We start from the raw sequence: 23,412 nt of genomic DNA on the forward strand, positions 1-23,412 counted from the left end.
CCCCTCAAAACAAGGTATCCCTGAGGACCGTGGTAGACCACCACGTCGATAGGCCAGAGATGTAAGCGCAGTAATGCGTTCAGTTGACTGGTACTAATTGTCCGATAGGCTTGATTTGATCCAGTAGAAGCAAGACTTCGAACGATACATCAAGAGCATACACACACAATCAGTCGTACATGACTTGGACTTAAAGGGTTTTTTCGGTTTGGTGGTCATAGCGCAAGCAAAACACCCGGTCCCATCCCGAACCCGGCCGTTAAGTGCTGTAGCGCCGATGGTACTGCGTCTTAAGGCGTGGGAGAGTAGGTCACTGCCAAACCTAAAAAGCCCTTTTAGAGTATCTCTCTGACGATGTTTCATAAATCAACCGCCCTTCTGGTGCGGTTTTTTTTGTGTGGTGACGTCAGTGTTGGCGGACCACGCAACAGGCTCCATTCAACTTACGTATACGATCCTTGCCCGGTGGCCGTAACTGCGGCGGAACGACGTTGCTTCTAAGAACGCCATACGCCGACTGCATCAGAGATCACCTAATACACCTGATTGCGTGCCAACGCGCTGCTTGTTAGTACGCGGAATGACCAAACAGATCATGTGCATCAATTGGGGCACCCGCTACGGTGCGCCATACATCAATCGCCTGTACCAGATGGTTGAGCGCAATATCACGCCACCCTTCAAATTCGTTTGCTACACAGACATCCGCGACGGCGTTCGTGACGAGGTAATTTGTCATGATTTGCCCCCAATGCCTGGCGAAATGCCGAAGAACACGCGCGGGAAATGGCCAAAGTCACGACTATGGGCTGAGACCCTGCCGGATTTGGAAGGCCCGGTTCTGTTTCTGGATCTTGATGTCGTGATCACCGGATCGCTCGACGACTTTTTTGCATTCGGGTCGCCCGAGGATGTGGTGTTGGCCCGAAATGTCGCGAAACCGTTTCACAAGTTGGGCCAGACATCCATCTATCGGATGCCTGTTGGTGCGCTCGCCGATTTGCAACGCACGTTTGCCGAAGACCCGCAAACCGTTGCGGACACCCATAAATGGGAGCAAGTTTTTGTAACAAAAACAGCACCAAACGGTGTTAAGTTTTGGCCGAAGCGCTGGGTGCGCCACTTTCGGATCGAGTGTATCCCCCTGTTTCCATTGAACTATTTTATGGAGCCCCGGTTGCCCCGTGATGCGCGTGTGGTTATCTTTGCTGGCGTGCCCAACCCGGCCGATGCGGCGATTGGCCAGTTCTCGGACAGCCTGCCCTATCTTCCACCGCTTCAGCACATTGCCCGTGCGGTACGCCAGGCCCGCAAATTTCAAAGCCTTCGTCGTTATGTATTGCCGACGCCGTGGGTTCAGAGGATCTGGCAGGATACAGCGGATTGATGCCGAACAGCATTTTCTTTGTCAAAATTCCACGCCACTGGTTTCACCACCTGGCTCGGCAGCTTCCGGGCTGAAAAAGTTAGTACTTTTCAGGGCCAGGTGCTGAATGAAACAATAGCCACCTGTGGCGCCTGGATATGCCTGTGAGAACCCATTCTGTCAAAGTTACGGTTACCGGTCGCCATGATCGGGTCTACAGTGCCACGATTGCCTCTGGAGTTGTCGAAGAACGGCCAAACACGGAATGGCAGGCAGAGTTCCGGGACTAGATGCGCGATTTTATGACGGTTTTCCGACAGCAAATGTGGGGGACGGCCTTGCGGTCTCCCGCGACTCGGCGTACATCACCTGAACAAATTGGCGCGGGATGGAGCAGCCCGGTAGCTCGTCAGGCTCATAACCTGAAGGTCGTAGGTTCAAATCCTACTCCCGCAACCAAAAACGCCGTCCTTCGGGACGGCGTTTCCCGTTTGGGTCCCCGTCTGCATGCTAAACGTCACGCCACTGGTCCGCATCGCGCCCGGCGGCCTTCCGCACAATGTCCGTGAGTTCAGTCAGCATTTCCCCCATTGGGTTCGACGCGCGCCACGCAAGACCGATTGATCGTTGCGGAGCCGGCGCGTCAAAGCGGTTGATGCAGACAGGGGCAGATCGCGTTTCGACGTCGATTGCCATTTCCGGGATCAATGTCACCCCGATGCCCGCGCCCACCATCTGCACCAATGTGCCAAGCGAACTGCCATCAAGCCCACCGCCGGGGCGATTTGGGTTAATGTTGCAGAACGATATAGCCTGATCACGAAAACAATGCCCTTCCTCCAGCAGCAGAAGGCGCATGGATGCCAGTGCGTCCAGTTGGACCGGCGCCGCGTCTCGATCCGAATTAGGGCGGATCAACACCATTTCTTCAGTAAACAGCGGCGTTTCGACAAGCGCCGGTTCATCGAGGGGCAGGGCGACAATGGCTGCATCCAGTTGGCCATCTAACAACTCATCCACCAGGCGTGGCGTGATGGTTTCTCGAACGTGTAAATCGACCTGTGGATGAGCGTCCGTCAAGGCACTTATGAAATTTGGTAGAAGGTAGGGGGCGATGGTGGGAATGACCCCAAGACGCAACAGGCCCAACCCACGCCCACGGGCGGTTTGTGCCCAGTCCCCCAGCTCGTCCACGGCCTGCAGAATTGGATTGGCACGTTCGGCGAACTCTTCGCCGCGTGGTGTCAAGCGTAGTGCCCGCGGCTGCCGTTCGAACAATTCGATGCCTAGGTTTCCCTCCAATTCGCGAATCTGGACGGAGAGGGCGGGTTGGGAGATGGCACAACGGTCAGCTGCACGACCAAAGTGCAGGTCTTCGGCCAGTGCCTTGAAGTAGCGGAGTTGGCGTAGAGTGATATTCATAGGTTTTAGTTATCGAGATCATTGGAAAATGCAACTTCTACAAATCGTCAGTTGCTTCTACGTTCGGCTTTGTAAGTGCGCCGCTTCGCTTGATCTCAGGCGAATCGCGCGCGTTGGACTGTATCAGCGGGGGGCGGAAATCATTCTGAAGACAAGTCTAGAATGATTCTTAACTTTCACTAAATCAGACCTTAGCAACGACACGCAACGCAGCAATGAACGGAGACTGACATGGATGGCAACGACATCGGCAAATGCCCTGTGATGCACGGCGCGAGCCTGCAAAGCACCTTTGGTGGGCGCACCAACAAGGATTGGTGGCCGAACGCCCTCAAGGTTGAGGTGCTTCACCAGCACGGTGCCCGCACCAATCCAATGGACCCGGATTTCGACTATCGGGAAGCTGTCAAAGGGCTCGACTATGATGCGGTCAAGGCGGACTTGTATGCGTTGATGACCGACAGCCAACCTTGGTGGCCCGCGGACTGGGGTCATTACGGTGGCTTGATGATCCGCATGGCGTGGCACGCCGCCGGTACGTACCGGATGCAGGACGGGCGCGGTGGCGGTTCTGCCGGTGATCAGCGGTTTGCCCCTTTGAATTCCTGGCCGGATAACGCGAGCCTGGATAAAGCCCGTCGCCTGCTGTGGCCCATCAAGAAGAAGTACGGCAACGCCTTGTCCTGGGCTGACCTGATGCTGCTGGCAGGGAATATTGCTTACGAATCCATGGGTTTGAAGACTTTTGGCTTTGGCTTTGGCCGTGCCGATACATGGGCGCCTGGCATCGATATCAACTGGGGTGAGGAAGCCGAGTGGCTTGCCCCAAGTGAAAATCGCTACGAAGATCTGGACGATCCGTCGACCATGGCAAACCCCTTGGCTGCCGTGCACATGGGCCTGATTTACGTCAACCCGGAAGGCGTGAATGGCAATCCTGACCCAGCCCGTACGGCACTGCATGTGCGCGAAACCTTTGCCCGTATGGCCATGAACGACGAAGAAACTGCTGCGCTGACGGCCGGCGGACACACTGTTGGCAAGGCCCACGGCAATGGCGATGCAGGTACATTGGGCGCCGAACCAGAAGGTGCCGGTATCGAGGCACAGGGCATGGGGTGGATGAACCCCAACCAGACTGACAAAGCCAGCTCGCTTGTCACGTCGGGCATTGAAGGCGCGTGGACAACCGAACCGACCAAGTTTGACATGGGCTATTTCAAGCTGCTCTTTGGCTACGATTGGGAGCTGACCAAGTCGCCTGCGGGTGCGAACCAGTGGCAACCCGTCGATATCAAGGAAGAGGACATGCCGGTCGATGCGTCTGATCCTTCGAAACGCACGATGCCGATGATGACGGACGCAGACATGGCGATGAAGGTCGACCCGATCTATCGCGAGATCTGCGAAAAGTTCATCGCCGACGAAGACTACTTCCGCGATACCTTTGCCCGCGCGTGGTTCAAGCTGACCCACCGCGATATGGGGCCGCGTGCCAACTATATCGGTCCCGACGTTCCCGCCGAGGATCTGATCTGGCAAGATCCGATCCCCGCAGGAAACACTGGTTACGATGTGGGCGCTGTGAAAGCCAAGATCGCGGCAATCGGTGTCAGCCATGCTGACCTGATTGCAACGGCTTGGGATAGTGCCCGCACGTTCCGTGGGTCGGATAACCGGGGCGGTGCCAATGGTGCGCGCATCCGTTTGGCACCGCAACGCACGTGGGAAGGCAACGAACCTGAGCGTCTCGATGCCGTTCTGGCTGCGCTGGAACCAATTGCAGCGGAAACAGGTGCCTCGGTCGCGGATGTCATCGTTCTGGCCGGCAATGTTGCTGTGGAAGCAGCGGCCAAGGCGGCTGGTTTGGACGTGACTGTTCCGTTCACGCCGGGTCGCGGTGACGCTACCGACGAGATGACAGATGCCGACAGCTTCGATGTGCTGGAGCCTCACGCAGATGGTTTCCGGAACTTCGCCAAGGCGGATCTTGCCATCAGCGCCGAAGAACTGACACTGGACCGCGCGCAATTGATGGGCCTCAACGCGCAAGAGATGACCGCTCTGCTGGGTGGCATGCGTGTGCTGGGCACAAACCATGGCGGCACATCGCATGGTGTGTTTACCGACCGGGCTGGGCAGTTGACGCAGGACTTCTTCGTTAACCTGACCGATATGGCCTACAGCTGGCATCCGGCGGGCGACGGCAGCTATGAGCTGCGCGACCGTGCAACCGGTGCGATCAAATACACGGCGACCAGCGCCGATCTGGTCTTTGGCTCAAACTCGATCCTGCGGTCCTATGCCGAGGTGTATGCTCAGGACGACAATGCCGGGAAGTTCGTGAACGACTTTGTCGCGGCTTGGACCAAGGTTATGAACAACGACCGGTTCGACCTGCTGTAAGGCACTCTCAAATCAGTGAAACGCGGGCCATCACGGCCCGCGTTTTTCGTTTCAGACATCAAAAAAGATGGTCTCGTCAGGTCCTTGCAGGTGGATGTCGAATTGGAAAGTTGCGGCTGAAACTTCCTTGGCAATCAGGGTCTGCACGCGGCTCTGATGTTCAATCCGGGTGAGCCATGGGTCGTCGGCAACCATCGGATCGTTCGGGAAATACATGCGCGTTTGCAGCGCGATGTTGATGCCCCGTGCCACGATCCAGAACGTGATGTGCGGCGCCATCATCCGCCCACCGGGGAATGGAACCGCGCCGGGCTTGATTGTCTCGAATGCCCAGACGCCCGTATCGTAGTCGCCTGCTGTGCGTCCCCAGCCGGCGAAATTCGGATCTCCCGCACCACGTGGATCCCCCGTTCTGTAGATGCCGTTGACGTCCGCCTGCCATATCTCGACCAGCGCATCCTTGAGCGGTGTTCCCGTGCCATCAAACACGGTCCCCGTGACAGTGATCCGATCGCCTTCAGTTTTTTCGTTGATCATGGTTGATCCAAGATCGTGATCATAAACCCCTGTGATACCGCAGAAATTCGGGACGCATCCGATGTGGATATAAGGCCCGGCGGTCTGCGACGGGCTTTCCTTGAGGTGGGTCTGCTTTTGCATCAATTCCCCTCCATCCGGTTTTCGAACATGGTAGACCGCCGTCCGCGCAGCACGATGTCGAACTTGTAGGCGCGTGCGTCCATCGGCACCGTGTTGTTCATGTCCAGCGGCGCGATAAGTTGGGCGATGGCCTCCGGGTCGCCGATCGTGCGCACGATGGGGCAGAGCGGGATCAGCGGATCGCCTTCGAAATACATCTGTGTGATCAGGCGCTGACCAAAGCTGTGCCCGAAGACAGAAAAGTGGATATGTGCGGGTCGCCAGTCGTTCACGCCGTTGGGCCATGGATAGGCTCCGGGTTTGATGGTGCGGAAGGTATAACCACCGTCTTCATCCGTGATCGTCCGGCCGCAGCCGCCAAAGTTTGGGTCAAGCGGGGCGAGGTATCCTTCTTTTGCGTGGCGATAGCGTCCACCCGCATTGGCCTGCCAGAATTCCAACAGTGCGCCCGGAATGCCACGCCCGTTTTCATCCAGCACCCGCCCATGCACAATGATGCGCTGACCCAGCGCCATTTCGCCGGGCTTGGCAAAGTTCAGGATCATGTCGTTATCGAGTTCGCCCAGCATATCTTGGCCGAAAATCGGGCCGGTTTCCTCGCTCAGCGTCGTGTTCATAGACAAGAGCGCCTTTTGCGGCGAGCGGACCACGCTGGTTTTGTAATCGGGCGACAGAGGTTTCGGATGCCAGTTGCGATCCCGGTGGAAAAGGGGGCCGTCGCTCATGTCCCGGCTTCCATTTCGGCGAAGGTTTCCTTGGCGATCTTCAGGGCTCGGTTGGCGCGTGGCACGCCTGCATAGATGGCGACGTGCTGGAACGCTTCGGTCACGTCCTGTTTGCTGGCCCCTGTGCGCGCCGTGGCGCGAATGTGCATCGGAATTTCATCGAAGTTGCCGGTGGCGGCGAGGAGCGCGAGGGTTAACATCGACCGTTCCCGCAGGCTGATCACATCGCTGGCCCAGACGGTGCCCCATGCCCCTTCCGTGATCAGTTCCTGAAACGGCGCGTCAAAGGGCGTTTTAACCGCCTCGGCACGGTCCACGTGGGCATCGCCCAGCACGGTCCGGCGCACGCCCATACCTCTGGCCCATTTGTCGTCCATCGAACCCTCCCTTTTCCTTGGTGATAGCATGGGGCAAACGGCGTTGTCGCCTTGACTTTCCACCCCCTGCCCGGTGTATCTGCGCCGATCAAAAACCGCAGCCCCGAAGGGATCTCGCCATGCATGCTTACCGCTCTCACTCCTGCGCCGCTCTGACTTCGGCCAATGTGGGTGATAATGTGCGTTTGTCGGGCTGGGTCCACCGGGTGCGGGACCACGGCGGCGTTCTGTTCATCGACCTGCGCGACCACTACGGCGTGACGCAGGTGCTGTGCGACCCGGACAGCCCGGTGTTTGCCGAGTTGGAGAAGGTGCGCAGCGAATGGTGCATTCGCATCGATGGCAATGTGAAGGCACGTGACGAAAGCCTGATCAACCCCAAGCTGCCCACGGGTGAGATCGAGGTCTACATCCGCGATCTGGAAGTTCTGGGCCAGTCGGCGGAACTGCCGCTTATGGTGTTCGGTGATCAGGAATACCCGGAAGAAACCCGCCTGACCTATCGCTATCTCGACCTGCGCCGTGACAAGATGCAGGAGAACATGAAGCTGCGGTCTGACGTTGTATCTTCGATCCGCAAGCGCATGTGGGACAAGGAATTCCGCGAGTACCAAACGCCGATCATCACAGCATCCTCACCTGAAGGTGCACGTGATTTCCTCGTTCCGTCGCGCCTGCACCCCGGCAAATTCTATGCATTGCCGCAGGCGCCACAGCAGTTCAAGCAGCTGTTGATGGTGTCGGGCTTCGACAAGTATTTCCAGATCGCGCCATGCTTCCGCGATGAAGACCCACGCGCGGACCGTTCGCCCACCGATTTCTACCAGTTGGACATGGAGATGTCCTTTGTCGAACAGCAGGACGTGTTCGACACGATCGCGCCCGTCCTGGCCGGTGTGTTCGAAGAGTTTGGCGGCGGCAAGAAGGTGGATGCACCCGAAACATGGGAGCAGATCAGCTACCGTGATGCGGCCCTGTGGTATGGCTCCGACAAGCCCGACCTGCGCAACCCTATCAAAATGCAAGTGGTCTCCGACCACTTTCGCGATTCCGGCTTTGCGATTTTCGCAAAGCTGTTGGAGCAGGAAGGCACCGAGATCCGCGCCATTCCAGCGCCGGGCGGGGGCAGTCGGAAGTTCTGTGACCGCATGAACGCCTATGCGCAAAAGGAAGGTCTGCCTGGTATGGGCTATATCTTCTGGCGTGATCAGGGAGAAGGGATGGAAGCGGCTGGTCCGCTGGCCAAGAACATCGGTCCCGAACGTACCGAAGCGATCCGCCAGCAATTGGGTCTAGGTGTGGGTGATGCGGCCTTCTTCCTGGGTGGCAAACCTAAAGCGTTCGAGGCCATTGCAGGCCGTGCGCGCAACGTGATTGGTGAAGAGCTGAAGCTGATTGACGAAGATCGCTTTGCCTTTGCCTGGATCGTGGATTTCCCGATCTACGAAGTCGACGAAGAAACCGGTAAGATCGACTTTGAACACAACCCGTTCTCTATGCCGCAAGGCGGGATGGAAGCACTGGACGGTGACCCGCTCAAGGTGCTGGGCTATCAATATGACCTGGCTTGCAACGGATACGAGCTGGTGTCAGGTGCCATCCGGAACCACCGGCCCGAGATCATGTTCAAGGCGTTCGAGATTGCGGGTTACGACGAGGCAGAGGTACGCAAGCGCTTCGGCGGCATGGTTAATGCGTTCCAATACGGCGCGCCGCCCCACGGGGGCTGTGCAGCGGGCATCGACCGGATCGTGATGCTGCTGGCGGGTGAACAGAATATCCGTGAGGTGATCCTTTTCCCGATGAACCAGCGCGCCGAGGACCTGATGATGCAGGCTCCAAGCGACCCCACCAGCGACCAGCTGATGGAACTGGGCCTGCGGGTCATTCCGCAGGACTAAGCAAGCAATTGCGCAATGACATCTGGTTACCCCGTGAAACTGGGGGTAACCGATGCTATCTTGGCACCGTGTTCGGAAAGCCCCATGGTGTGTAGACGTGCGTAACTTTGATCCTCAACTTGCCGAAATCCGGTTTGGATTTGGCTTGTCACCTGTTTATGCGCAGCCGGACAATATCGAAGATATGTTGAGCGGTCTGATGGGTCCTGACCTGATGCAGAGCGCGTTTCCCATTGAAGGCTTTGCTCAATTCAGGTCGCGCATGGTCGCAGCGCAGGCGCAAAATGAAATACGTCGCAAAAATCGCGGGACGGACCTTGCTGCGGCAGCACGCAAGAAGCGAAATGTGCTGAACAAGGAAGCGCGGATCGCCATGTTCGGCTGGTTGGGTCAGACGATGTTGCGACGCACACATACGCAAACAGCCTTCCGGGAGCGGATTGTCGCGTTTTGGGCGGATCACTTTACCGCGCGCGGCAAGCGCGGTGTCATTCGACGCGCTACGTCACCTTACACTGAAGATGCCATTCGCCCTTTTATTGCTGGACGATTTGAGGACTTGTTGCAGTCTGCCGTCATGCACCCGCTGATGCTGGATTATCTGGATCAGACCCGTGCCATGGGCCCCACAAGTGCACGCGCAGTCAAGCGAGGCCCCAAGAAACCTGCCGGCTTGAACGAGAATCTTGCGCGCGAGGTTTTGGAGTTGCACACGTTGGGCGTCGACGGACCGTATACGCAAGAAGACGTGACGCAACTGGCCGAGCTTTTCACTGGTTTGACCTTTGATGCGCGCAACGGTTTCAAGTTTCGGAAGGATATTGCCGAACCGGGGGCCGAAACCGTGCTTGGCGTTGCATATGGCGAACAGCCAAATGTGAAATGGGTGCGCGAGGCTTTGGCTGATTTGGCTGCGCACCCGGCCACCGCGAGACATCTGGCCTGGAAACTCGCGGTTCATTTCGTGTCGGACACTCCTGATCCCAAATTGATCGACACGTTGGAGGCCGCATACATCGAAAACGACGGCGCGCTTATGCCTGTCTACGAGGCGTTGCTGGGGCATCCATCTGCGTGGCAACCTACGTTGTCGAACTTCAAACTGCCCATTGATTTTGTTTCATCGGGATTGCGCGCGCTGGCAATCCCCAAGGAAGCTTTTGCGGAGCGCGAGGAAAAGTGGATTGCGCGATTTTTCAGCCAACCCCTGACACGGATGGGGCAAACATGGGAACGTCCGATTGGACCGGACGGTTGGGCGGAAGAGGATCCAAAATGGATCACGCCGCAAGGCATTGCTGCCCGGGTAGCGTGGGCGATGGCCACGCCTGTTCGTGTCAAAGATCCGCTGCCCGATCCGCGTGAATTCGCGGAAACTGCGTTGGGGCGTTTTGCGGATGATGCGGTCCGGTTTGTCGCGGCATCTGCAGAAAGCCGTCCCGAAGCCGTGGGGCTTGTCCTCATGTCACCCGCCTTTCAGCGCAAGTAGGAGATTGTGATGTCATCGTCCTTGTCTCGCCGTGACTTTCTGGCCCGCACCGGGGTGATTGGCTGTTCTTTGGCTGCCAGCCCGTTGCTGACACCGGTAAGCTTTGCGGCGGCACCCTGGGACACGCGGCTGGTTGTCATCATTCTCCGGGGTGGCATGGACGGGCTGGATGTTGTTCAGCCCTATGGCGATCCTGCCTTTAACAGTCTTCGCGGGTCATTGGCCCTCGGACCCGAGGGCGGTGCTTATGATCTTGATGGCTACTTTGCCATGCATCCAAGCCTTGGGCCGCTGATCCCGATGTGGGAAGCGGGGCAACTTTCTTTTGTGCATGCCGTATCCACGCCCTACCGTGACAAGCGCAGCCATTTTGATGGTCAGGACTTGTTGGAGGCTGGCACGACGAGCATGGTGGGCGTTCGGGATGGATGGTTGAACCGTATGCTGCAGGCAGTCCCCGGTGTGACGTCACAGACAGCCTATGCCGTTGGGCGCAGTGACATGTTACTGCTTCAGGGGGCCGCAGATGTAGCAAACTGGTCGCCAGATGCCGATCTTAGCCTGAGCCCGCAAGCCGCGCGACTGCTTGAGACTGTGACGGAGTCGGATCCTGCCCTGCACGCTGCATTGTCCGAAGCCCAGATATTGTCGGACGTGACCGACGACATACAGAAGCGAAGTAAGGGCAGCCATTTGCAAACTGCCGAGTTCGCGGCGGAACGTCTTTCAGACGAAGCGAGGATCGCGGCTTTTTCGTTGAACGGGTGGGACACCCACGGCGGGCAACCGCGCTTCATAAACACCGCGCTAACTCGTCTGGCGGAAACGCTGCTGACCTTGCGGGGAAAGATGCGTGGGAACACGTGGCGCAAGACGGCGGTTGTTGCGATGACCGAATTTGGTCGCACAGCGCGGCAGAACGGAACCCTTGGCACCGACCACGGTACGGGCGGGCTTATGATCCTTGCCGGTGGCGCGATCAAGGGCGGGCGTGTTTTTGGTCAATGGCCTGGCTTGGGTGATGGTGATTTGTATCAAGATCGTGATCTGATGCCGACGGGTGATGTCCGTGCTCACGCGGCTTGGGTGATGCAGGGTTTGACGGGGCTGGATCGGAACGTGTTGGAGAGCGCTGTTTTCCCCGGCATGGACATGGGCGACGATCCGGGACTGATCCTCTGATCCATGCGCAATGCCACTTGGCCTTGGGCGGCTACTTGCCTAACGTCCGGCCATGACTGCGCTTTATACAGTGAATGCGGCACCTGTGCCCGATTGGACACCGCCGCCCGTGCCGGATGCAACAACCGTGCTGACCGGCACCCAGGCCAGGCTCGAGCCGTTGCGTGCGGAGCAACACGCTGCGTTGTTGTATCGGGCATATGTCGGCCATGACCGTGTATGGGACTACCTGCCCTACGGTCCTTATTCCTCGTCTGCGCAGTATCATCGTTGGGTGCGAGATGCCGAGAAGGATCCAGCGCTGCAATTCTATGCAATTCTCAACATTGCCAGCGGCCAGTATGAGGGTGTCGCCAGCTTTTTACGCATTGCACCTGAGGCAGGCAGCATTGAGGCGGGGCACATCAATTTTAGCCCGGCCTTACAGAAGACACGCGCTGCAACCGAGGCGCTGTATCTGATGATGACATGGGCTTTTGAAGCGGGCTACCGCCGCTTTGAGTGGAAATGTGATGCGCTGAACCGAGGGTCGCGCGCCGCTGCGCAACGGCTTGGATTGAGCTACGAAGGCATCTTTCGCCAAGCGACTGTGGTGAAGGGACGCAATCGGGACACTGCTTGGTTCGCCGCCATCGATGCCGAGTGGCCCGCCCTCAAGGAAGCATTTGGTGCATGGCTGTCGGACACCAATTTCGACGCAACAGGTGCGCAGATTGAACGTTTGTCCGATTTGACCCGGCTTGTGCGTGTCGCTGACGATCCGACGTTAACGGGCGGGTAGGCCGCCTGTCAGATCGCGATCTTTTCCGACAGCCTGTCCTGAACCAATCCGGCGATTGCTGCAGTTTCTGACGCGGCAGAATCGCCCCGCGCGCGCTTGGCCGCAAGTGCATCCGTAGCCTGCAACAACTCCGCGTCATGTGCGCTGCGCGCGACGCCACCTAGAAACTGCACAATATAGTCAAGGGTACGTGCGTCATGAACGTCTTCCAGTACGTCAGCGACATGAACCATATCGTCGCGATATGCGATTGGATCTGGTTCGACATCTCCTTCGGGGACCGTTCGTGGCCCAAGCGGTTGCCTGTCTTCTGGCAAATGCCTCAGAATCCCCTCTTGGAAGTTGGCGAGCGAGACCACAGGCTTTTCCATGAAACCATCCGCCCCAGCGTCTAGCGCGCGGTGCGCGCCATCAGCATCGCCCGAAATTCCGATGATCACGTCAGGACGTTGCCCGGCTGTTGCAAGATCGTGAATGAGATCGGCACCGTTCCCGTCCGGCAGCCCCAAATCGATGATCGCGACGGATGGGCGATATACCTGCAAATGCCGTCGGGCCGCGCGCATCGTATCGGCGCGCCTGATGCGCGCACCGCTGCGCAGACAAAGCAGTCGCATCGCTTCGCAGGCATAGCGGCTGTCCTCGATCACGAGAACGGTCAGCCCCAAAAGTGGGCGCAAGGCGGTTGGGGCCGGGTAACTGGGTTTGAACGGGTCCGTCGTGTCCATCAGATCCTCCAAAAGCTCTTGCGACTCATCGTTACGTCTCCATGCCTAACAGCGCGTTAACGTCACATTGCACCTTGCCCGCCTCTTGGTGATAAGGGCGCAATTGCCAGTCAGAGGAGCCTTAGAACATGATCGGTCGCCTGAACCACGTTGCCATTGCCGTACCCGACCTCGAGGCCGCCGCCGCGCAATATCGCAGCGCGCTGGGCGCGAATGTCGGTGAGCCGCAAAACGAACCCGATCACGGCGTGACCGTCATTTTCATCGAGCTGCCCAATACCAAGATCGAGCTGCTGTACCCCCTTGGTGATAATAGCCCGATCCAAGGTTTCCTGGACAAGAACCCGTCGGGCGGTATCCATCACGTCTGCTACGAAGTCGAAGACATCATCGCGGCCCGCGATCATCTGAAAGCCAGCGGCTTGCGTGTGCTGGGCGATGGCGAGCCCAAGATCGGCGCCCATGGCAAACCGGTGCTCTTCCTGCATCCAAAAGATATGAATGGCACCCTGACCGAGCTTGAGCAGGTCTGATGGGCATCACGTCTGCCCTTGTTCTCTATGCTGTCATCTGGTGGCTGTGCTTCCTGATCGCCCTGCCAATCAAGGTGCAGACTCAGGGTGATCTGGGTGACGTGGAGCCGGGCACGCATGCGGGCGCTCCCGAACATCACCATACGCGCCGCAAGGCGTGGATTGTGACATGGGTGGCCTTGGTCTTGTGGGTTGTTATCGCCGGGATCATCCTTTCGGGATGGATCACTCTGGACGATATGAACTTTTTTGATCGGGCGATTGAGCCGCTGTGACGTTGTGAAAGATGTGGGTGAATGTTGCGGCCCCGATGATTGGGATCAGCAGGTTCACCAAAGGTACGCTGAGCGGGATTGCCATGAGTGTGCCCGCAAGCCAGATCGTTCCGTTATGGGCACGCCGTAGCTCCTTGGCCCGCGCGCGACCGACGCGGCGTATGGCTGCCAGTGTGAAGTATTCTCGACCCAGCAAGAACCCGTTCAGGCCCCAGAAGATGAAGGGGGCAGCGGGGGTGAAGATCACATAAAGGATCAGTGCCAAAATGTTGGCGCCGATCAGCACGCCCAGAAAGTTTATCGTGTCCACAACTGCATCCCCAAACGGGACGTTCTGCGCCGGTGGTAGGTTGGGGTAGTGGCGGTCTTCGACCGCCTGTGCGACCTCATCAAGGAACATTGATGTTATGGCAGAGGCCACCGGCATCATCAGGAAGATCGACAGCACAAGGAACAAGAGGAATGAGCTCCAAGTGATGATGTCGCCAAGCCACGTTATGGTGCCGATCCAAGGGACAGATACACCGTCTGCCGTAAGCCAGCCGATGAACCAGACAAAGCCCGATGTGGCTGCGACAAGAAGTGCGATCGTAAGGGCAATCCCCAACAGCAGAACCCGCCGAAAGCGCGGGTCGCTGATCTGGCCGAGGGCTGAGAAAAACGCAGTCAGGATCATGCGTCGACCCATGAGGTAATGGCCGGTACGTCGGGGCGGGGACGTTCGGGCGGGGCGGAGGTTTCTGTACCGATATGGATGAACCCGGCGATCCGTTCGTTTTCGGCAAGGCCAAGTGCATCCGTCATGAACCCGCGATCATGGCTGGGCCACCCGCTGAGCCAGTTTGCGCCCCAACCCGCGGCGAGGGCGGCGTTTAGTAGAGAGAGACAGACGGCGCCAGCCGAGTAAGTCATTTCCAATGCAGGGATTTTTTCGACCGGGCGTGTGACTTCCACAACCGCGACAGCCAGGTGCCCCTGATCGAATTGCGACCGTCCTTTCGTGATCTGATCGGGGTCAAGGCCAAGGGCCAGCCCTCGTTGTTCCGCCGTCTCGGCCAGACGGGGCATGGCCGCTTTGCCCAGCACGATGAAGCGCCATGGTTCCAGTTTGCCGTGATCCGGGGTGCGGGCAGCTACCGTCAGAAGCTGTTCTAGCGTTGCCCGATCCGGCACGGGTTCCCGCAACGTTTTGGCGGGACGAGACCGGCGGGTCATAAGGAAGTCGAGTGCAGCTTGGTTTCTTGTGGGCATATGTTACGCCTTTTTACATGTTGAGGTGCATGTCGTGGCGATTGGCTGCGACGTCAAGGGGTTAGAGGCCAAGTTGTTGGGCCATATGGTCAATTTCGGCGCGCAGGAAAGCGTCGAACCGTGGCCCGGGTTGACGGTTGTTCAGGGCGCGGGCCATGGGATCTGGGGCAGTGATCTTGCTGCCGGACAGGGCTTCGAGCGTGGCGTGACCGCAGAAGGGGACGTAGATTTCAGAGTACCCTCCCTCGTGGCTGAGGACCAATTTTCCGTCGCAGATACGTTCCGCCAAGGCTTTGATTTTCAACGTTATTTCGCGGAAGGTTTTGGCGGTGGCCAGCATACGGGCGAGGGGGTCCACAGCGGACGCGTCAAAGCCGCAGGCCACGATGATAAGGTCGGGATTGAAAGCCTCGATGGCGGGAACGGCAACCCGGTTAATGGCGTGGAGATAGGCCGTGTGACCCGCCCCTGCGGGCAGTGGAAGGTTGATATTTGCGCCTTCGCCGGCGTCACTGCCGCGATCCTTTAAGTATCCTGTTTCTAAGGGATAATTCCCCTCCTGATGAAAGGAGATCGTGAGCACATCGGGCCGGTCATAGAAGATGGACTCCGTGCCGTTGCCGTGGTGCACATCCCAATCCAGAACGGCGACGCGCAGGCCGGGACGCGTGGCTTTGGCAGCCTCAATCGCGATGGCGATATTGGCCATCAGGCAGAAGCCCATGGGGGTCGCCGCTTCGCAATGGTGGCCCGGTGGGCGGGCGAGGGCGTAAGCGTTTTCATGGGTGCCTTTCAAAACGGCTTCGACCGCTGCGGTGGTGAGGCCCGCGGCAAGCGCGGCAATCTCGTATCCACCGGTGGCGAAGGGCGCGTGGTGACCGATCTCACCCCCTTGCGCATCAGATAAGGCTTTGAATTCATTCAGGTAGCTTTCGGGGTGCACCCGCATCAAATGGTCATGTGTTACCGCGTCGGCCGTGGTGACATGCAGGTCATTTGTCAGACCCGTAACATCCATCAGGTTTTTCATCCGCCGCTTGGTTTCGGGGCTTTCCGGCAGGCCACCAGCGGCCAGTGGTTGCACCAATCCACCCAAAGGTACGGTAAAGGCATAGTTGCCGCCGCCGTGCCACATGGTGCGTTCGTCCCAGAAGAATGCGGTGCTCATAGTGCCCTCCGTTTGGTGTTGGCAAGGTGGCGGAAATCAGGAGGCGACGCAACGTACGGTGGAGGCACTACTCGGCAGCAGGCGAATCGTGGTTAACGGCCACGAAATAGGGGAATTCGACGATGCACTATGTGTGCACCCGCTGTGCACCCCCCGTACACCGGTTGTGCACCAATTGCAGGGTTGACGCGGCGTACGGTGCCGTTGATTACCAACGGGTTAACGGCCTTCCGCTAGCAGTGAGGGCACGTCCAGTGGGGCGTTGTTCATCGCGATGGCACCGTCCGATGCGCGCGGCCACTCAGCCTCGGGCCGGTCCCGATACAGTTCGATCCCGTTGCCGTCTGGGTCAAGGAAATAGACCGCTTCTGACACACCATGATCAGCCGCCCCCTCCAGCTGTGTGCCGTGGTCCAGCACACGTCCCAGAGTGGCACCCAGAGACGCGCGGTCCGGAAAGACGAAGGCGACGTGATAGAGCCCTGCGGCGCGCTCGGGTGCCGGGCCCGTCCCGCGTGAGTGCCAGGTATTCAGACCGATATGGTGATGATAGCCGCCCGCCGACAGGAACGCGGCCTGATCGCCGTAGCGCTGGGTCAGGCTGAATCCGAGAACATCGCGGTAGAATGCGATGGAGCGTTCAAGGTCCGTGACCTTGAGGTGGATATGGCCGACGCGTGTGTCAGCCGGGACTGTGGCAGTCATCATATGTCTCCTTTGATCCCAAAGTTAGGGACCGTCAGGGTCAGTGGCTAGGCGCAGTTCTGCACAGCATTGGTGCGGGATGGTGGACAGGTACGCCTGGGCGCCCATAGGCTGAACATCTGCCAGTGGAGGATGCCATGGATATCTTGAGGACCGACGATGCCCGGTTTGACGGGCTACCGGATTTCGACTTTGCCCCGCACTATGTCGATATCGACGACACTGACGGCGGGTCACTGCGTGTCCATTACCTCGATGAAGGCCCGCCTGATGGCGAGGTTGTACTGGTCATGCATGGCGAGCCGACTTGGAGCTATCTCTATCGCCACATGATCCCCGTTTTCACGGCCGCGGGTCATAGGGTGTTGGCGCCGGACCTTGTGGGCTTTGGCCGGTCAGACAAGCCCACGCGGCAGTCCGACTACACCTATCAGCGGCATGTGGACTGGATGACCGATTGGCTAAGCCAAGTTGATGCAACGGGGATCACGCTGGTCTGTCAGGACTGGGGCGGGTTGATCGGGTTGCGCCTGTTGGCAGCGATGCCGGAGCGGTTCAAGCGGCTGGTGGTTGCCAACACGGCCTTGCCCACGGGGGATCACCCGATGAGCGATGCGTTCAGGGCGTGGCGTGACTTTTCCCAGACAGTAGACCCGTTCGATGCGGGCCGGATTGTCTATGGCGGGACCGAAACGAAGCTGACGCCGGAAGAGCTCGCAGCCTACAATGCGCCCTTTCCCGATGAGAGCTACAAGGCAGGCGCACGTGTTTTCCCGATGCTGGTGCCCGATGGACCGGATGATCCGGCAGCAGGGCCGAACCGGGCGGCGTGGGCTGTGCTGGAAACGCTGGAGTTGCCTGTCCTGACCGCCTTTGGTGCCCAGGACAAGGTGATGGCGGGGGTCGAGAAGGTGTTTCAGCGCAAGATGCCGGGCGCCAAGGGGCAGCCTCATGTGATCTTTGATGGCGCCGGGCACTTTTTGCAGGAGGATGTGGGACCGGAGCTGGCGCGTGCAGTGGTGGCGTTTATGCTCTCAAACGCTTAGTGCGGTGGTGCTCCTCGTCCGGTCATTCACACAGCGCGTCTGGCACCTTAGCGCCAGTAGTTGTTTGCTTGCGCAACTGTCTGGAAGTGCGTTGCTACAACATGTGAGGCCATCGTCAGGCTGTCTGCATTGTTCGCATAATCGGGACGCATTCGGTTGCGTGCAGCGTCGTCGGGCTGTGTTTTTATAACCGCCATACGGGCCAGTTTAATGGCCAGTTCAAAGCCGGCTTCAGGGTTTTCCGTTTCCAAGCTGGGCAACCAAGACATAGTCCCTCCAATTTTATGTCGTGTGCGATATAAATGTCATTCTTGAAGCGTCCGAGGTTGCGTGTCAATAGTTATATCGCGCACGATACAATTTGCAGGGAGAAACACGTGGAAGCGAATGAGATGCCAACGCGCGCGGAGGACATGTTCTGCTACGGAATTTACGCGGCTTCGCATGTAGTTAACCGTGCATACACACCGCACCTGACACAGCTTGGCCTGACATATCCGCAATACATCACACTTACGCTTTTGTGGGAGCGGGATGGGCAAAAGGTGACTGAGATTGCCGGAGCGCTGCGTATGATGACAAGTACGCTGACCCCCCTGATAAAACGTCTGGAGGCGCAAAGCCTGGTTGAGCGTAGCGAGGACAGTAAGGATCGCAGGGCTGTACGCGTACACCTGACGTCCAAAGGGCACGCTCTGCGGCACAAGGCGCCGGACATCACGGCTTGTATGGTTCAGGGCACAACGCTGAATCGTTCGGAATTGCAAACCTTGCAGAGCTTGCTGGACAAGCTTTGCAATGGGCTGGCGTCAGACTGACCGTCAGAGGATCTGTTTGGTCCTTGCGACTGTAGATCGCTCAGTTGAACAGTCAGCGATGAGCCTCCTGCTTGTAGGTGTTAACTCCCAACCATCCCCACGATCTCGTAGGTACGCTTGAGGATCGGTTGTGTGATCTCGCGCGCTTGTTCGGCACCGCGGGCAAGCAGTCTGTCGATCTCGGTCACGTCACCCATCAGCCGCGACATCTCGGCCGAGATGGGGCTGAGCTTTGCAACTGCCAGATCAACCAGAGCCGGTTTGAACGCGCCGAATTGCGCGCCGCCGTGATCCGCCAGCACCTGTTCGACGCTCATGTCAGCCAGAGCTGCGTAGATGTTCACAAGGTTGCGCGCCTCGGGGCGGTCTTCGAGCCCTTTGGCCTCGGACGGCAGGGCGTCGGGGTCAGTCTTGGCCTTGCGGATCTTTTTCGCAATCGTATCGGCGTCGTCCGTCATGTTGATACGGGAGGCATCCGAGGGATCGGATTTCGACATCTTCTTGGATCCGTCGCGCAGGCTCATCACGCGTGTCGCCACCCCTTGGATCACCGGTTCGGTGAGGGGGAAGAAATCGACGCCGTAGTCGTGGTTGAACTTCGCGGCGATATCGCGCGTGAGTTCAAGGTGTTGCTTCTGGTCGTCGCCCACGGGCACGTGGGTCGCGTGGTAGATCAGGATATCCGCCGCCATGAGGGCTGGGTAGCCAAAGAGACCAAGCGAGGCGTTTTGCGCGTTCTTGCCCGCCTTGTCCTTGAACTGTGTCATGCGCTGCATCCAGCCCATGCGGGCCACACAATTGAAGACCCAGCCCAGCTGCGCGTGTTCGGGCACTTGGGACTGGTTGATGAGGATGGATTTTTCCGGGTCAACGCCTGCGGCGATGTACCCTGCGGCCAGCTCGCGTGTCTTTGCAGCGAGGTCGGCCGGGTCTTGCCATGTGGTAATCGCGTGCAGATCAACCATGCAGTAGATCGTCTGGTACGTGCCCTCGTTCTGCATTTCGACATAGCGTTTGAGCGCGCCAAGGTAGTTGCCCAACGTCAGGCCGCCCGAGGGCTGCATGCCCGAGAACACGCGGGGTGTGAATTGGCTGTCTGACATTGGCTTACCTCTGGGCAAATTTGCGTCGTTGGCTTACCCATGGCTTAAACAAAGTTCAAGCAGGCAGGCCCCCATGTCCGAGCATCATGATCCAAGCCCCGTGAACCCTTTGCCGCCAGCCGTCTGGTTGCTTTTCCTGGCGGTGGCGCTGCCCGAATTGGCCTTTTCGCTGGGCGAGGCCAACCTGATCGGCGGGCCGGGGGCGGTCGGTTGGCGGTTGCAGGCCTTGAACGACTACAGCTTTTCGGGTGAGGCATTCGATTACATGCTGGGCAATGGCATTCTGTTGCCCGAGCACATGCTGCGTTTCCTGACCTATCCCTTTGTGCATGGCACATTCACGTCGACCCTGTTTGCCGGGGTGATCCTGCTGGCCATGGGCAAGATGGTCGGCGAGGTGATGGGCGGCTGGGCGGTTATCCTGCTGTTTGTGCTGTGCGGTGTCTTTGGTGCGCTTGTTTTTGGCCTGATCACCGATCAGGCGTGGCTGATCGGGGCCTATCCATCCGTTTACGGTCTGATCGGCGTTTTTACCTTTCTGTTGTGGCAGAAGCTGGCCGCGACAGGCGGACCGCAATCACGTGCGTTCACCTTGATCGGCGTGCTGATGGGTTTGCAGCTGCTCTTTGGGATGTTCTTTCAGGTTGGTTATGCTTGGGTAGCGGAACTGTCAGGATTTTGCGCGGGTTTTGCCCTGACCGCTTTTGTCATGCCGGGCGGGTGGGCGCGTATGCTTACAACCTTGCGCCGCCGCTAGCCGCGCCGCACGGCTCCGCGGATGTCCGATAACTTCATCGCGCCGATGACGTGGGCGATGCCGAAATAGCTGACGGCACCTAGCGCGATCAGCACCAGCAGCGCGATGTAGCGGACCCCGTCCGTGCCAAGCGCGGGTTTCAGCAGGCTTGCGAAGACACCCAGAACGATCCCCATTGCGAGTGATGCAATGACGATACGCGGCAGGCGCTGGCGATATCGGGCATCGACTCGCACCACATCTCCGATGCCGCGCAGACCCATGTAGAGCAGCCCCAGCATGGCCCAGCCCGCCACCGTCGTGGCGACTGCCGGGGCGATCCAGCCGATTGCCGGTGACAGGCCCACAGCGATGGCCGCGTTGATCACCATCGCCACGAGTGCGTAGTGGAAGGGCCGCTTGGTGTCGCCACGGGCGAAGTATTGGGGCTGTAGCACCTTTTGTAGCACGAAGGCGGGCAGGCCTGCGCCGTAGACTGCGACGGCAACGGCAATAGCGGCCGCGTCATCCGCCCCCGTGGCGCCACGTTCAAACAGGACCGACACCAGTGGCAAGGGGATCACCACAAGCGCTACAGCGCTGGGCAGGGTGAGCGCCATGGAGAACTCGGTGGCGCGGGAATAGGCGGTGCGCGCGCCATCTGTGTCATCCGCCTTGAGCCTGCGGGACAGGTCTGGCAGCAGCACGATGCCCACAGCAATGCCCACGACCCCAAGCGGCAGCTGATAGAGCCGGTCGGCGGCAAACAGCCAGCTGACCGCGTTGTCATAGGTCGAGGCAACAAGTTGGCCGACGACAAGGTTCACCTGCATCACACCGGTTGCCAGCGCGGCAGGGATGGCGGTGCGCACCATCAGGCTCATGTCCGGTGTCCAGCGGGGACGGCCGAGCCGCAGGGCGAACCCTGCCTGAGCTGCTGCGCCCCATGTCAGCGCCAATTGCGCAACACCGGCCAGCGGGATGGTCCAGACCAGCCATGTGATCGCCGTGCCCCCCGTTGCCCATGCCAAAGTCATGGCGCCGATCACCATGACGTTCAGCAGGACGGGCGCGGCGGCGGCAGCGGCAAAGCGGCCCGTGGCGTTCAGCACCCCTGAAAACAGGGCCGAGAGCGACATGAAGAAGATGTAGGGAAAGACGATGCGGCCAAAGCCCGTGGCAAGGTCGAACCGTTCTTCCCTGAAGCCGCCTGCGGTTGCCCAAACGAGCGCAGGCATGAAGATCATGGCCAGGGCTGTCAGGATCAACGTGACCAGCGCCAGCCCGTTCAGCGCGTCGCTGCCAAAGCGGGCGGCATCCTCGTCCCCCTCGAGCTTGGCGGAGAACATCGGAACAAAGGCCGCGTTGAACGCCCCTTCGGCAAAGAAGCGGCGGAACATGTTGGGCAGGCGGAAGGCGGCGACAAAGGCATCCATCAGCGGGCCGGGACCGATCAGTGACAGGATCATGATCTCGCGCACGAAGCCCAAGATGCGGGAAAGCAGCGTCCAGACCCCAACGGTCAGAAAGCCGCTGATGAGGCGGATCGGTTTCATTTGAAATGGGGTAGCTTGTGGTGCGCGCGGGCGCAATGGCTGGGGTGGGAGGTGCGTAGAGTTCTGGTATTGACAGAAAGGGCGCCTCAAAGTCCCAAAACCGACCAAGTTGTTGCGTGTGACCAGTGCCGTCTAACGGCGTGCTTCGCCATTCAAGGCGCGCTCCATAAGGTCAATGAGAAGCGTTTCCTCCGCCCTCGAAATTGGCGCGAGGATGGTTTTAATGGTCTCTGCGACGGCCTGCTGAAGTTCCTTGACGGTCTGTTCACCAGCCTCAGTCAGAGCAACAAGCACGACGCGCGCATCATGTGGGGACGCTTTGCGCAGGACCAAGCCCTTGGTTTCCAAAGATCGAATAGTGCGGGTCATCTGCGATTTGTCACGCGCGACGCGATTTGTAAGCTCGTGCATCCCCGGGCACCCCATTTCGGCAATCGTCAGAAGCACAATGCCGCCACCGGGCCCGACTTTGGCTTTGTCGAATTCATGTGCTTTCGATTGGAGCCCGAAGTGAATCCTCCGCATGAAACGGTCAATGAGTAGGGCGAGCTCGGTATCCTGCATCAGCTAACTTTTTGTTGACTTTGTCCATAAAGTGGATTTTGTGGACTTTATCCACTTTTCCTCGCGGTCAGTTCGCAAGCGACCATGCACCAGGGAGAACACCAATGACAAACAACTATGGCCTGGCACTGAAACTGGCAGCGGTCCTTTGGGTCATCTGGGGACTGGTCCATATGTTTGCCGGCGTTGTGATTATCTCATCGGATGCTCAAGAAGCGGTTTCTGCTGTCGCCGATGCAGTAGACCCGAGTTTGATAACAGGTGACTTTCACCCGGCGGTCGGAGCCTTGATAAACCAGCATGGATTCAACCTGCTCTGGATCGGTGCCTTTACGGTTGTCGGTGCTTTTTTCATCTGGCGACAGTCCGTCACCTTTATTTTCATGACGGCGATCGTCGGGTGGGTGACAGACGTTGGCTATTTTATCTTCATGGACCTCGGTGGTTTTGTGAATTTCGTCCCGGGGACTGTCATGACGATTATCTCTTCCGCCGCGGTGGTCTTGAGCCTGTGGGCCTACTTTGCGGGACTCCAAGAAAAGCAAAATAGTCCTGAGAAGATCTAGCCAGGTGTTGGAGCACAGCCGACCGGCGAGCGGTAGCTGAGTTACGCGAAGTCG

General features: G+C 58.7%; 26 protein-coding genes, 1 tRNA gene and 2 rRNA genes. 16 read left to right on the plus strand and 13 right to left on the minus strand.

Annotated features, from left to right (window positions below):
- From AC6RA8_RS07110 to AC6RA8_RS07130, 5 genes are all read left to right on the plus strand, one after another.
- Nucleotides 1-118, plus strand: a 23S ribosomal RNA gene (locus AC6RA8_RS07110); the annotation flags it as partial.
- Between the two features lie 89 nt (nt 119-207).
- Nucleotides 208-322 (plus strand): 5S ribosomal RNA (rrf, locus tag AC6RA8_RS07115).
- Between the two features lie 258 nt (nt 323-580).
- Nucleotides 581-1,387, plus strand: coding sequence for a glycosyl transferase (locus tag AC6RA8_RS07120; RefSeq protein WP_500351565.1), 807 nt, complete (start codon nt 581-583; stop codon nt 1,385-1,387).
- 137 nt (nt 1,388-1,524) lie between these two features.
- Nucleotides 1,525-1,656, plus strand: coding sequence for a hypothetical protein (locus tag AC6RA8_RS07125; RefSeq protein ID WP_500351566.1), 132 nt, complete (start codon nt 1,525-1,527; stop codon nt 1,654-1,656).
- 92 nt (nt 1,657-1,748) lie between these two features.
- Nucleotides 1,749-1,825, plus strand: a tRNA-Met gene (locus tag AC6RA8_RS07130).
- Between the two features lie 51 nt (nt 1,826-1,876).
- On the opposite strand, the gene AC6RA8_RS07135 is transcribed toward AC6RA8_RS07130, so the two are convergent.
- Nucleotides 1,877-2,788 carry a hydrogen peroxide-inducible genes activator gene (locus tag AC6RA8_RS07135; protein WP_500351568.1) on the minus strand — a complete coding sequence of 304 codons (912 nt, stop codon included), beginning with the start codon at nt 2,786-2,788 and terminating at the stop codon, nt 1,877-1,879.
- 231 nt (nt 2,789-3,019) lie between these two features.
- On the opposite strand from AC6RA8_RS07135, the gene katG reads away from it, so the two are divergent.
- Nucleotides 3,020-5,194, plus strand: a complete 2,175-nt coding sequence (gene katG / locus AC6RA8_RS07140; protein ID WP_500351570.1) for a catalase/peroxidase HPI — start codon at nt 3,020-3,022, stop codon at nt 5,192-5,194.
- A gap of 51 nt (nt 5,195-5,245) precedes the next feature.
- On the opposite strand, the gene pcaG is transcribed toward katG, so the two are convergent.
- From pcaG to pcaC, 3 genes are read right to left on the minus strand one after another with little or no spacing between them, the layout of a single operon-like run.
- On the minus strand, nt 5,246-5,854 hold the full coding sequence (gene pcaG, locus AC6RA8_RS07145; RefSeq protein ID WP_500351572.1) for a protocatechuate 3,4-dioxygenase subunit alpha: 609 nt from the start codon (nt 5,852-5,854) through the stop codon (nt 5,246-5,248).
- Entirely contained in the window at nt 5,854-6,579 is a 726-nt protein-coding gene (pcaH, locus tag AC6RA8_RS07150) for a protocatechuate 3,4-dioxygenase subunit beta (RefSeq protein WP_500351574.1), read from the minus strand. The genes pcaG and pcaH overlap by 1 nt, the downstream gene beginning before the upstream one ends.
- A complete protein-coding gene (pcaC, locus tag AC6RA8_RS07155; protein WP_500351575.1) occupies nt 6,576-6,956 on the minus strand; it encodes a 4-carboxymuconolactone decarboxylase in 381 nt (126 codons plus the stop codon). The genes pcaH and pcaC overlap by 4 nt, the downstream gene beginning before the upstream one ends.
- A 119-nt stretch (nt 6,957-7,075) precedes the next feature.
- On the opposite strand from pcaC, the gene aspS reads away from it, so the two are divergent.
- The 4 genes from aspS (at nt 7,076) to AC6RA8_RS07175 (ending at nt 12,309) form a co-directional block, all read left to right on the plus strand.
- Nucleotides 7,076-8,857: an aspartate--tRNA ligase gene (aspS, locus tag AC6RA8_RS07160; RefSeq protein WP_500351577.1), complete on the plus strand. Its 1,782-nt coding sequence runs from the start codon at nt 7,076-7,078 to the stop codon at nt 8,855-8,857.
- A gap of 97 nt (nt 8,858-8,954) precedes the next feature.
- Nucleotides 8,955-10,346 carry a DUF1800 domain-containing protein gene (locus tag AC6RA8_RS07165; RefSeq protein WP_500351579.1) on the plus strand — a complete coding sequence of 464 codons (1,392 nt, stop codon included), beginning with the start codon at nt 8,955-8,957 and terminating at the stop codon, nt 10,344-10,346.
- 9 nt (nt 10,347-10,355) lie between these two features.
- Nucleotides 10,356-11,528, plus strand: coding sequence for a DUF1501 domain-containing protein (locus AC6RA8_RS07170; protein WP_500351580.1), 1,173 nt, complete (start codon nt 10,356-10,358; stop codon nt 11,526-11,528).
- Between the two features lie 52 nt (nt 11,529-11,580).
- A complete protein-coding gene (locus AC6RA8_RS07175) occupies nt 11,581-12,309 on the plus strand; it encodes a GNAT family N-acetyltransferase (RefSeq protein WP_500351582.1) in 729 nt (242 codons plus the stop codon).
- A gap of 8 nt (nt 12,310-12,317) precedes the next feature.
- Here AC6RA8_RS07175 and AC6RA8_RS07180 read toward each other — a convergent pair whose 3' ends face one another.
- A complete protein-coding gene (locus tag AC6RA8_RS07180) occupies nt 12,318-13,037 on the minus strand; it encodes a response regulator (protein ID WP_500351584.1) in 720 nt (239 codons plus the stop codon).
- Nucleotides 13,038-13,165: 128 nt separating this feature from the next.
- Here AC6RA8_RS07180 and mce point away from each other — a divergent pair, with 128 nt between their 5' ends.
- On the plus strand, nt 13,166-13,570 hold the full coding sequence (gene mce / locus AC6RA8_RS07185; RefSeq protein ID WP_500351586.1) for a methylmalonyl-CoA epimerase: 405 nt from the start codon (nt 13,166-13,168) through the stop codon (nt 13,568-13,570).
- The gene (locus AC6RA8_RS07190; protein WP_500351587.1) at nt 13,570-13,845 is read left to right on the plus strand and encodes a DUF1467 family protein; all 276 of its coding nucleotides are present in this window, start codon (nt 13,570-13,572) and stop codon (nt 13,843-13,845) included. The genes mce and AC6RA8_RS07190 overlap by 1 nt, the downstream gene beginning before the upstream one ends.
- Here AC6RA8_RS07190 and AC6RA8_RS07195 read toward each other — a convergent pair.
- The 4 genes from AC6RA8_RS07195 to AC6RA8_RS07210 all read right to left on the minus strand — a co-directional run bounded on the left by AC6RA8_RS07195 (nt 13,796) and on the right by AC6RA8_RS07210 (nt 16,969).
- A complete protein-coding gene (locus AC6RA8_RS07195; RefSeq protein ID WP_500351589.1) occupies nt 13,796-14,521 on the minus strand; it encodes an EI24 domain-containing protein in 726 nt (241 codons plus the stop codon). The two genes, AC6RA8_RS07190 and AC6RA8_RS07195, sit on opposite strands and share 50 nt — an antisense overlap.
- Complete coding sequence (locus AC6RA8_RS07200) at nt 14,518-15,096, minus strand: nitroreductase family protein (protein ID WP_500351590.1); 579 nt, start codon at nt 15,094-15,096, stop codon at nt 14,518-14,520. The genes AC6RA8_RS07195 and AC6RA8_RS07200 overlap by 4 nt, the downstream gene beginning before the upstream one ends.
- Before the next feature lie 61 nt (nt 15,097-15,157).
- On the minus strand, nt 15,158-16,264 hold the full coding sequence (locus AC6RA8_RS07205) for a class II histone deacetylase (protein WP_500351591.1): 1,107 nt from the start codon (nt 16,262-16,264) through the stop codon (nt 15,158-15,160).
- A gap of 219 nt (nt 16,265-16,483) precedes the next feature.
- Nucleotides 16,484-16,969, minus strand: a complete 486-nt coding sequence (locus tag AC6RA8_RS07210; RefSeq protein WP_500351592.1) for a VOC family protein — start codon at nt 16,967-16,969, stop codon at nt 16,484-16,486.
- Nucleotides 16,970-17,106: 137 nt separating this feature from the next.
- Here AC6RA8_RS07210 and AC6RA8_RS07215 point away from each other — a divergent pair, with 137 nt between their 5' ends.
- A complete protein-coding gene (locus AC6RA8_RS07215; RefSeq protein WP_500351594.1) occupies nt 17,107-18,015 on the plus strand; it encodes a haloalkane dehalogenase in 909 nt (302 codons plus the stop codon).
- A gap of 47 nt (nt 18,016-18,062) precedes the next feature.
- Here AC6RA8_RS07215 and AC6RA8_RS07220 read toward each other — a convergent pair whose 3' ends face one another.
- On the minus strand, nt 18,063-18,284 hold the full coding sequence (locus AC6RA8_RS07220) for a hexameric tyrosine-coordinated heme protein (RefSeq protein WP_500351595.1): 222 nt from the start codon (nt 18,282-18,284) through the stop codon (nt 18,063-18,065).
- A gap of 108 nt (nt 18,285-18,392) precedes the next feature.
- On the opposite strand from AC6RA8_RS07220, the gene AC6RA8_RS07225 reads away from it, so the two are divergent.
- Nucleotides 18,393-18,833, plus strand: a complete 441-nt coding sequence (locus AC6RA8_RS07225; protein WP_500351597.1) for a MarR family winged helix-turn-helix transcriptional regulator — start codon at nt 18,393-18,395, stop codon at nt 18,831-18,833.
- Nucleotides 18,834-18,913: 80 nt separating this feature from the next.
- Here the strand turns inward: AC6RA8_RS07225 and trpS are convergent, their stop codons facing one another.
- Nucleotides 18,914-19,936 carry a tryptophan--tRNA ligase gene (trpS, locus tag AC6RA8_RS07230; protein ID WP_500351599.1) on the minus strand — a complete coding sequence of 341 codons (1,023 nt, stop codon included), beginning with the start codon at nt 19,934-19,936 and terminating at the stop codon, nt 18,914-18,916.
- A 73-nt stretch (nt 19,937-20,009) separates the two neighbouring features.
- On the opposite strand from trpS, the gene AC6RA8_RS07235 reads away from it, so the two are divergent.
- Complete coding sequence (locus AC6RA8_RS07235) at nt 20,010-20,693, plus strand: rhomboid family intramembrane serine protease (RefSeq protein WP_500351601.1); 684 nt, start codon at nt 20,010-20,012, stop codon at nt 20,691-20,693.
- Here AC6RA8_RS07235 and murJ read toward each other — a convergent pair.
- Together murJ and AC6RA8_RS07245 are read right to left on the minus strand one after the other, a co-directional pair.
- A complete protein-coding gene (murJ, locus tag AC6RA8_RS07240; RefSeq protein WP_500351602.1) occupies nt 20,690-22,228 on the minus strand; it encodes a murein biosynthesis integral membrane protein MurJ in 1,539 nt (512 codons plus the stop codon). The two genes, AC6RA8_RS07235 and murJ, sit on opposite strands and share 4 nt — an antisense overlap.
- A gap of 132 nt (nt 22,229-22,360) precedes the next feature.
- On the minus strand, nt 22,361-22,792 hold the full coding sequence (locus AC6RA8_RS07245) for a MarR family winged helix-turn-helix transcriptional regulator (RefSeq protein ID WP_500351603.1): 432 nt from the start codon (nt 22,790-22,792) through the stop codon (nt 22,361-22,363).
- Between the two features lie 104 nt (nt 22,793-22,896).
- Here AC6RA8_RS07245 and AC6RA8_RS07250 point away from each other — a divergent pair, with 104 nt between their 5' ends.
- Nucleotides 22,897-23,358: a hypothetical protein gene (locus tag AC6RA8_RS07250; RefSeq protein ID WP_500351605.1), complete on the plus strand. Its 462-nt coding sequence runs from the start codon at nt 22,897-22,899 to the stop codon at nt 23,356-23,358.
- Nucleotides 23,359-23,412 lie beyond the last annotated feature (54 nt).

Source organism: Tateyamaria sp. (assembly GCF_059783535.1).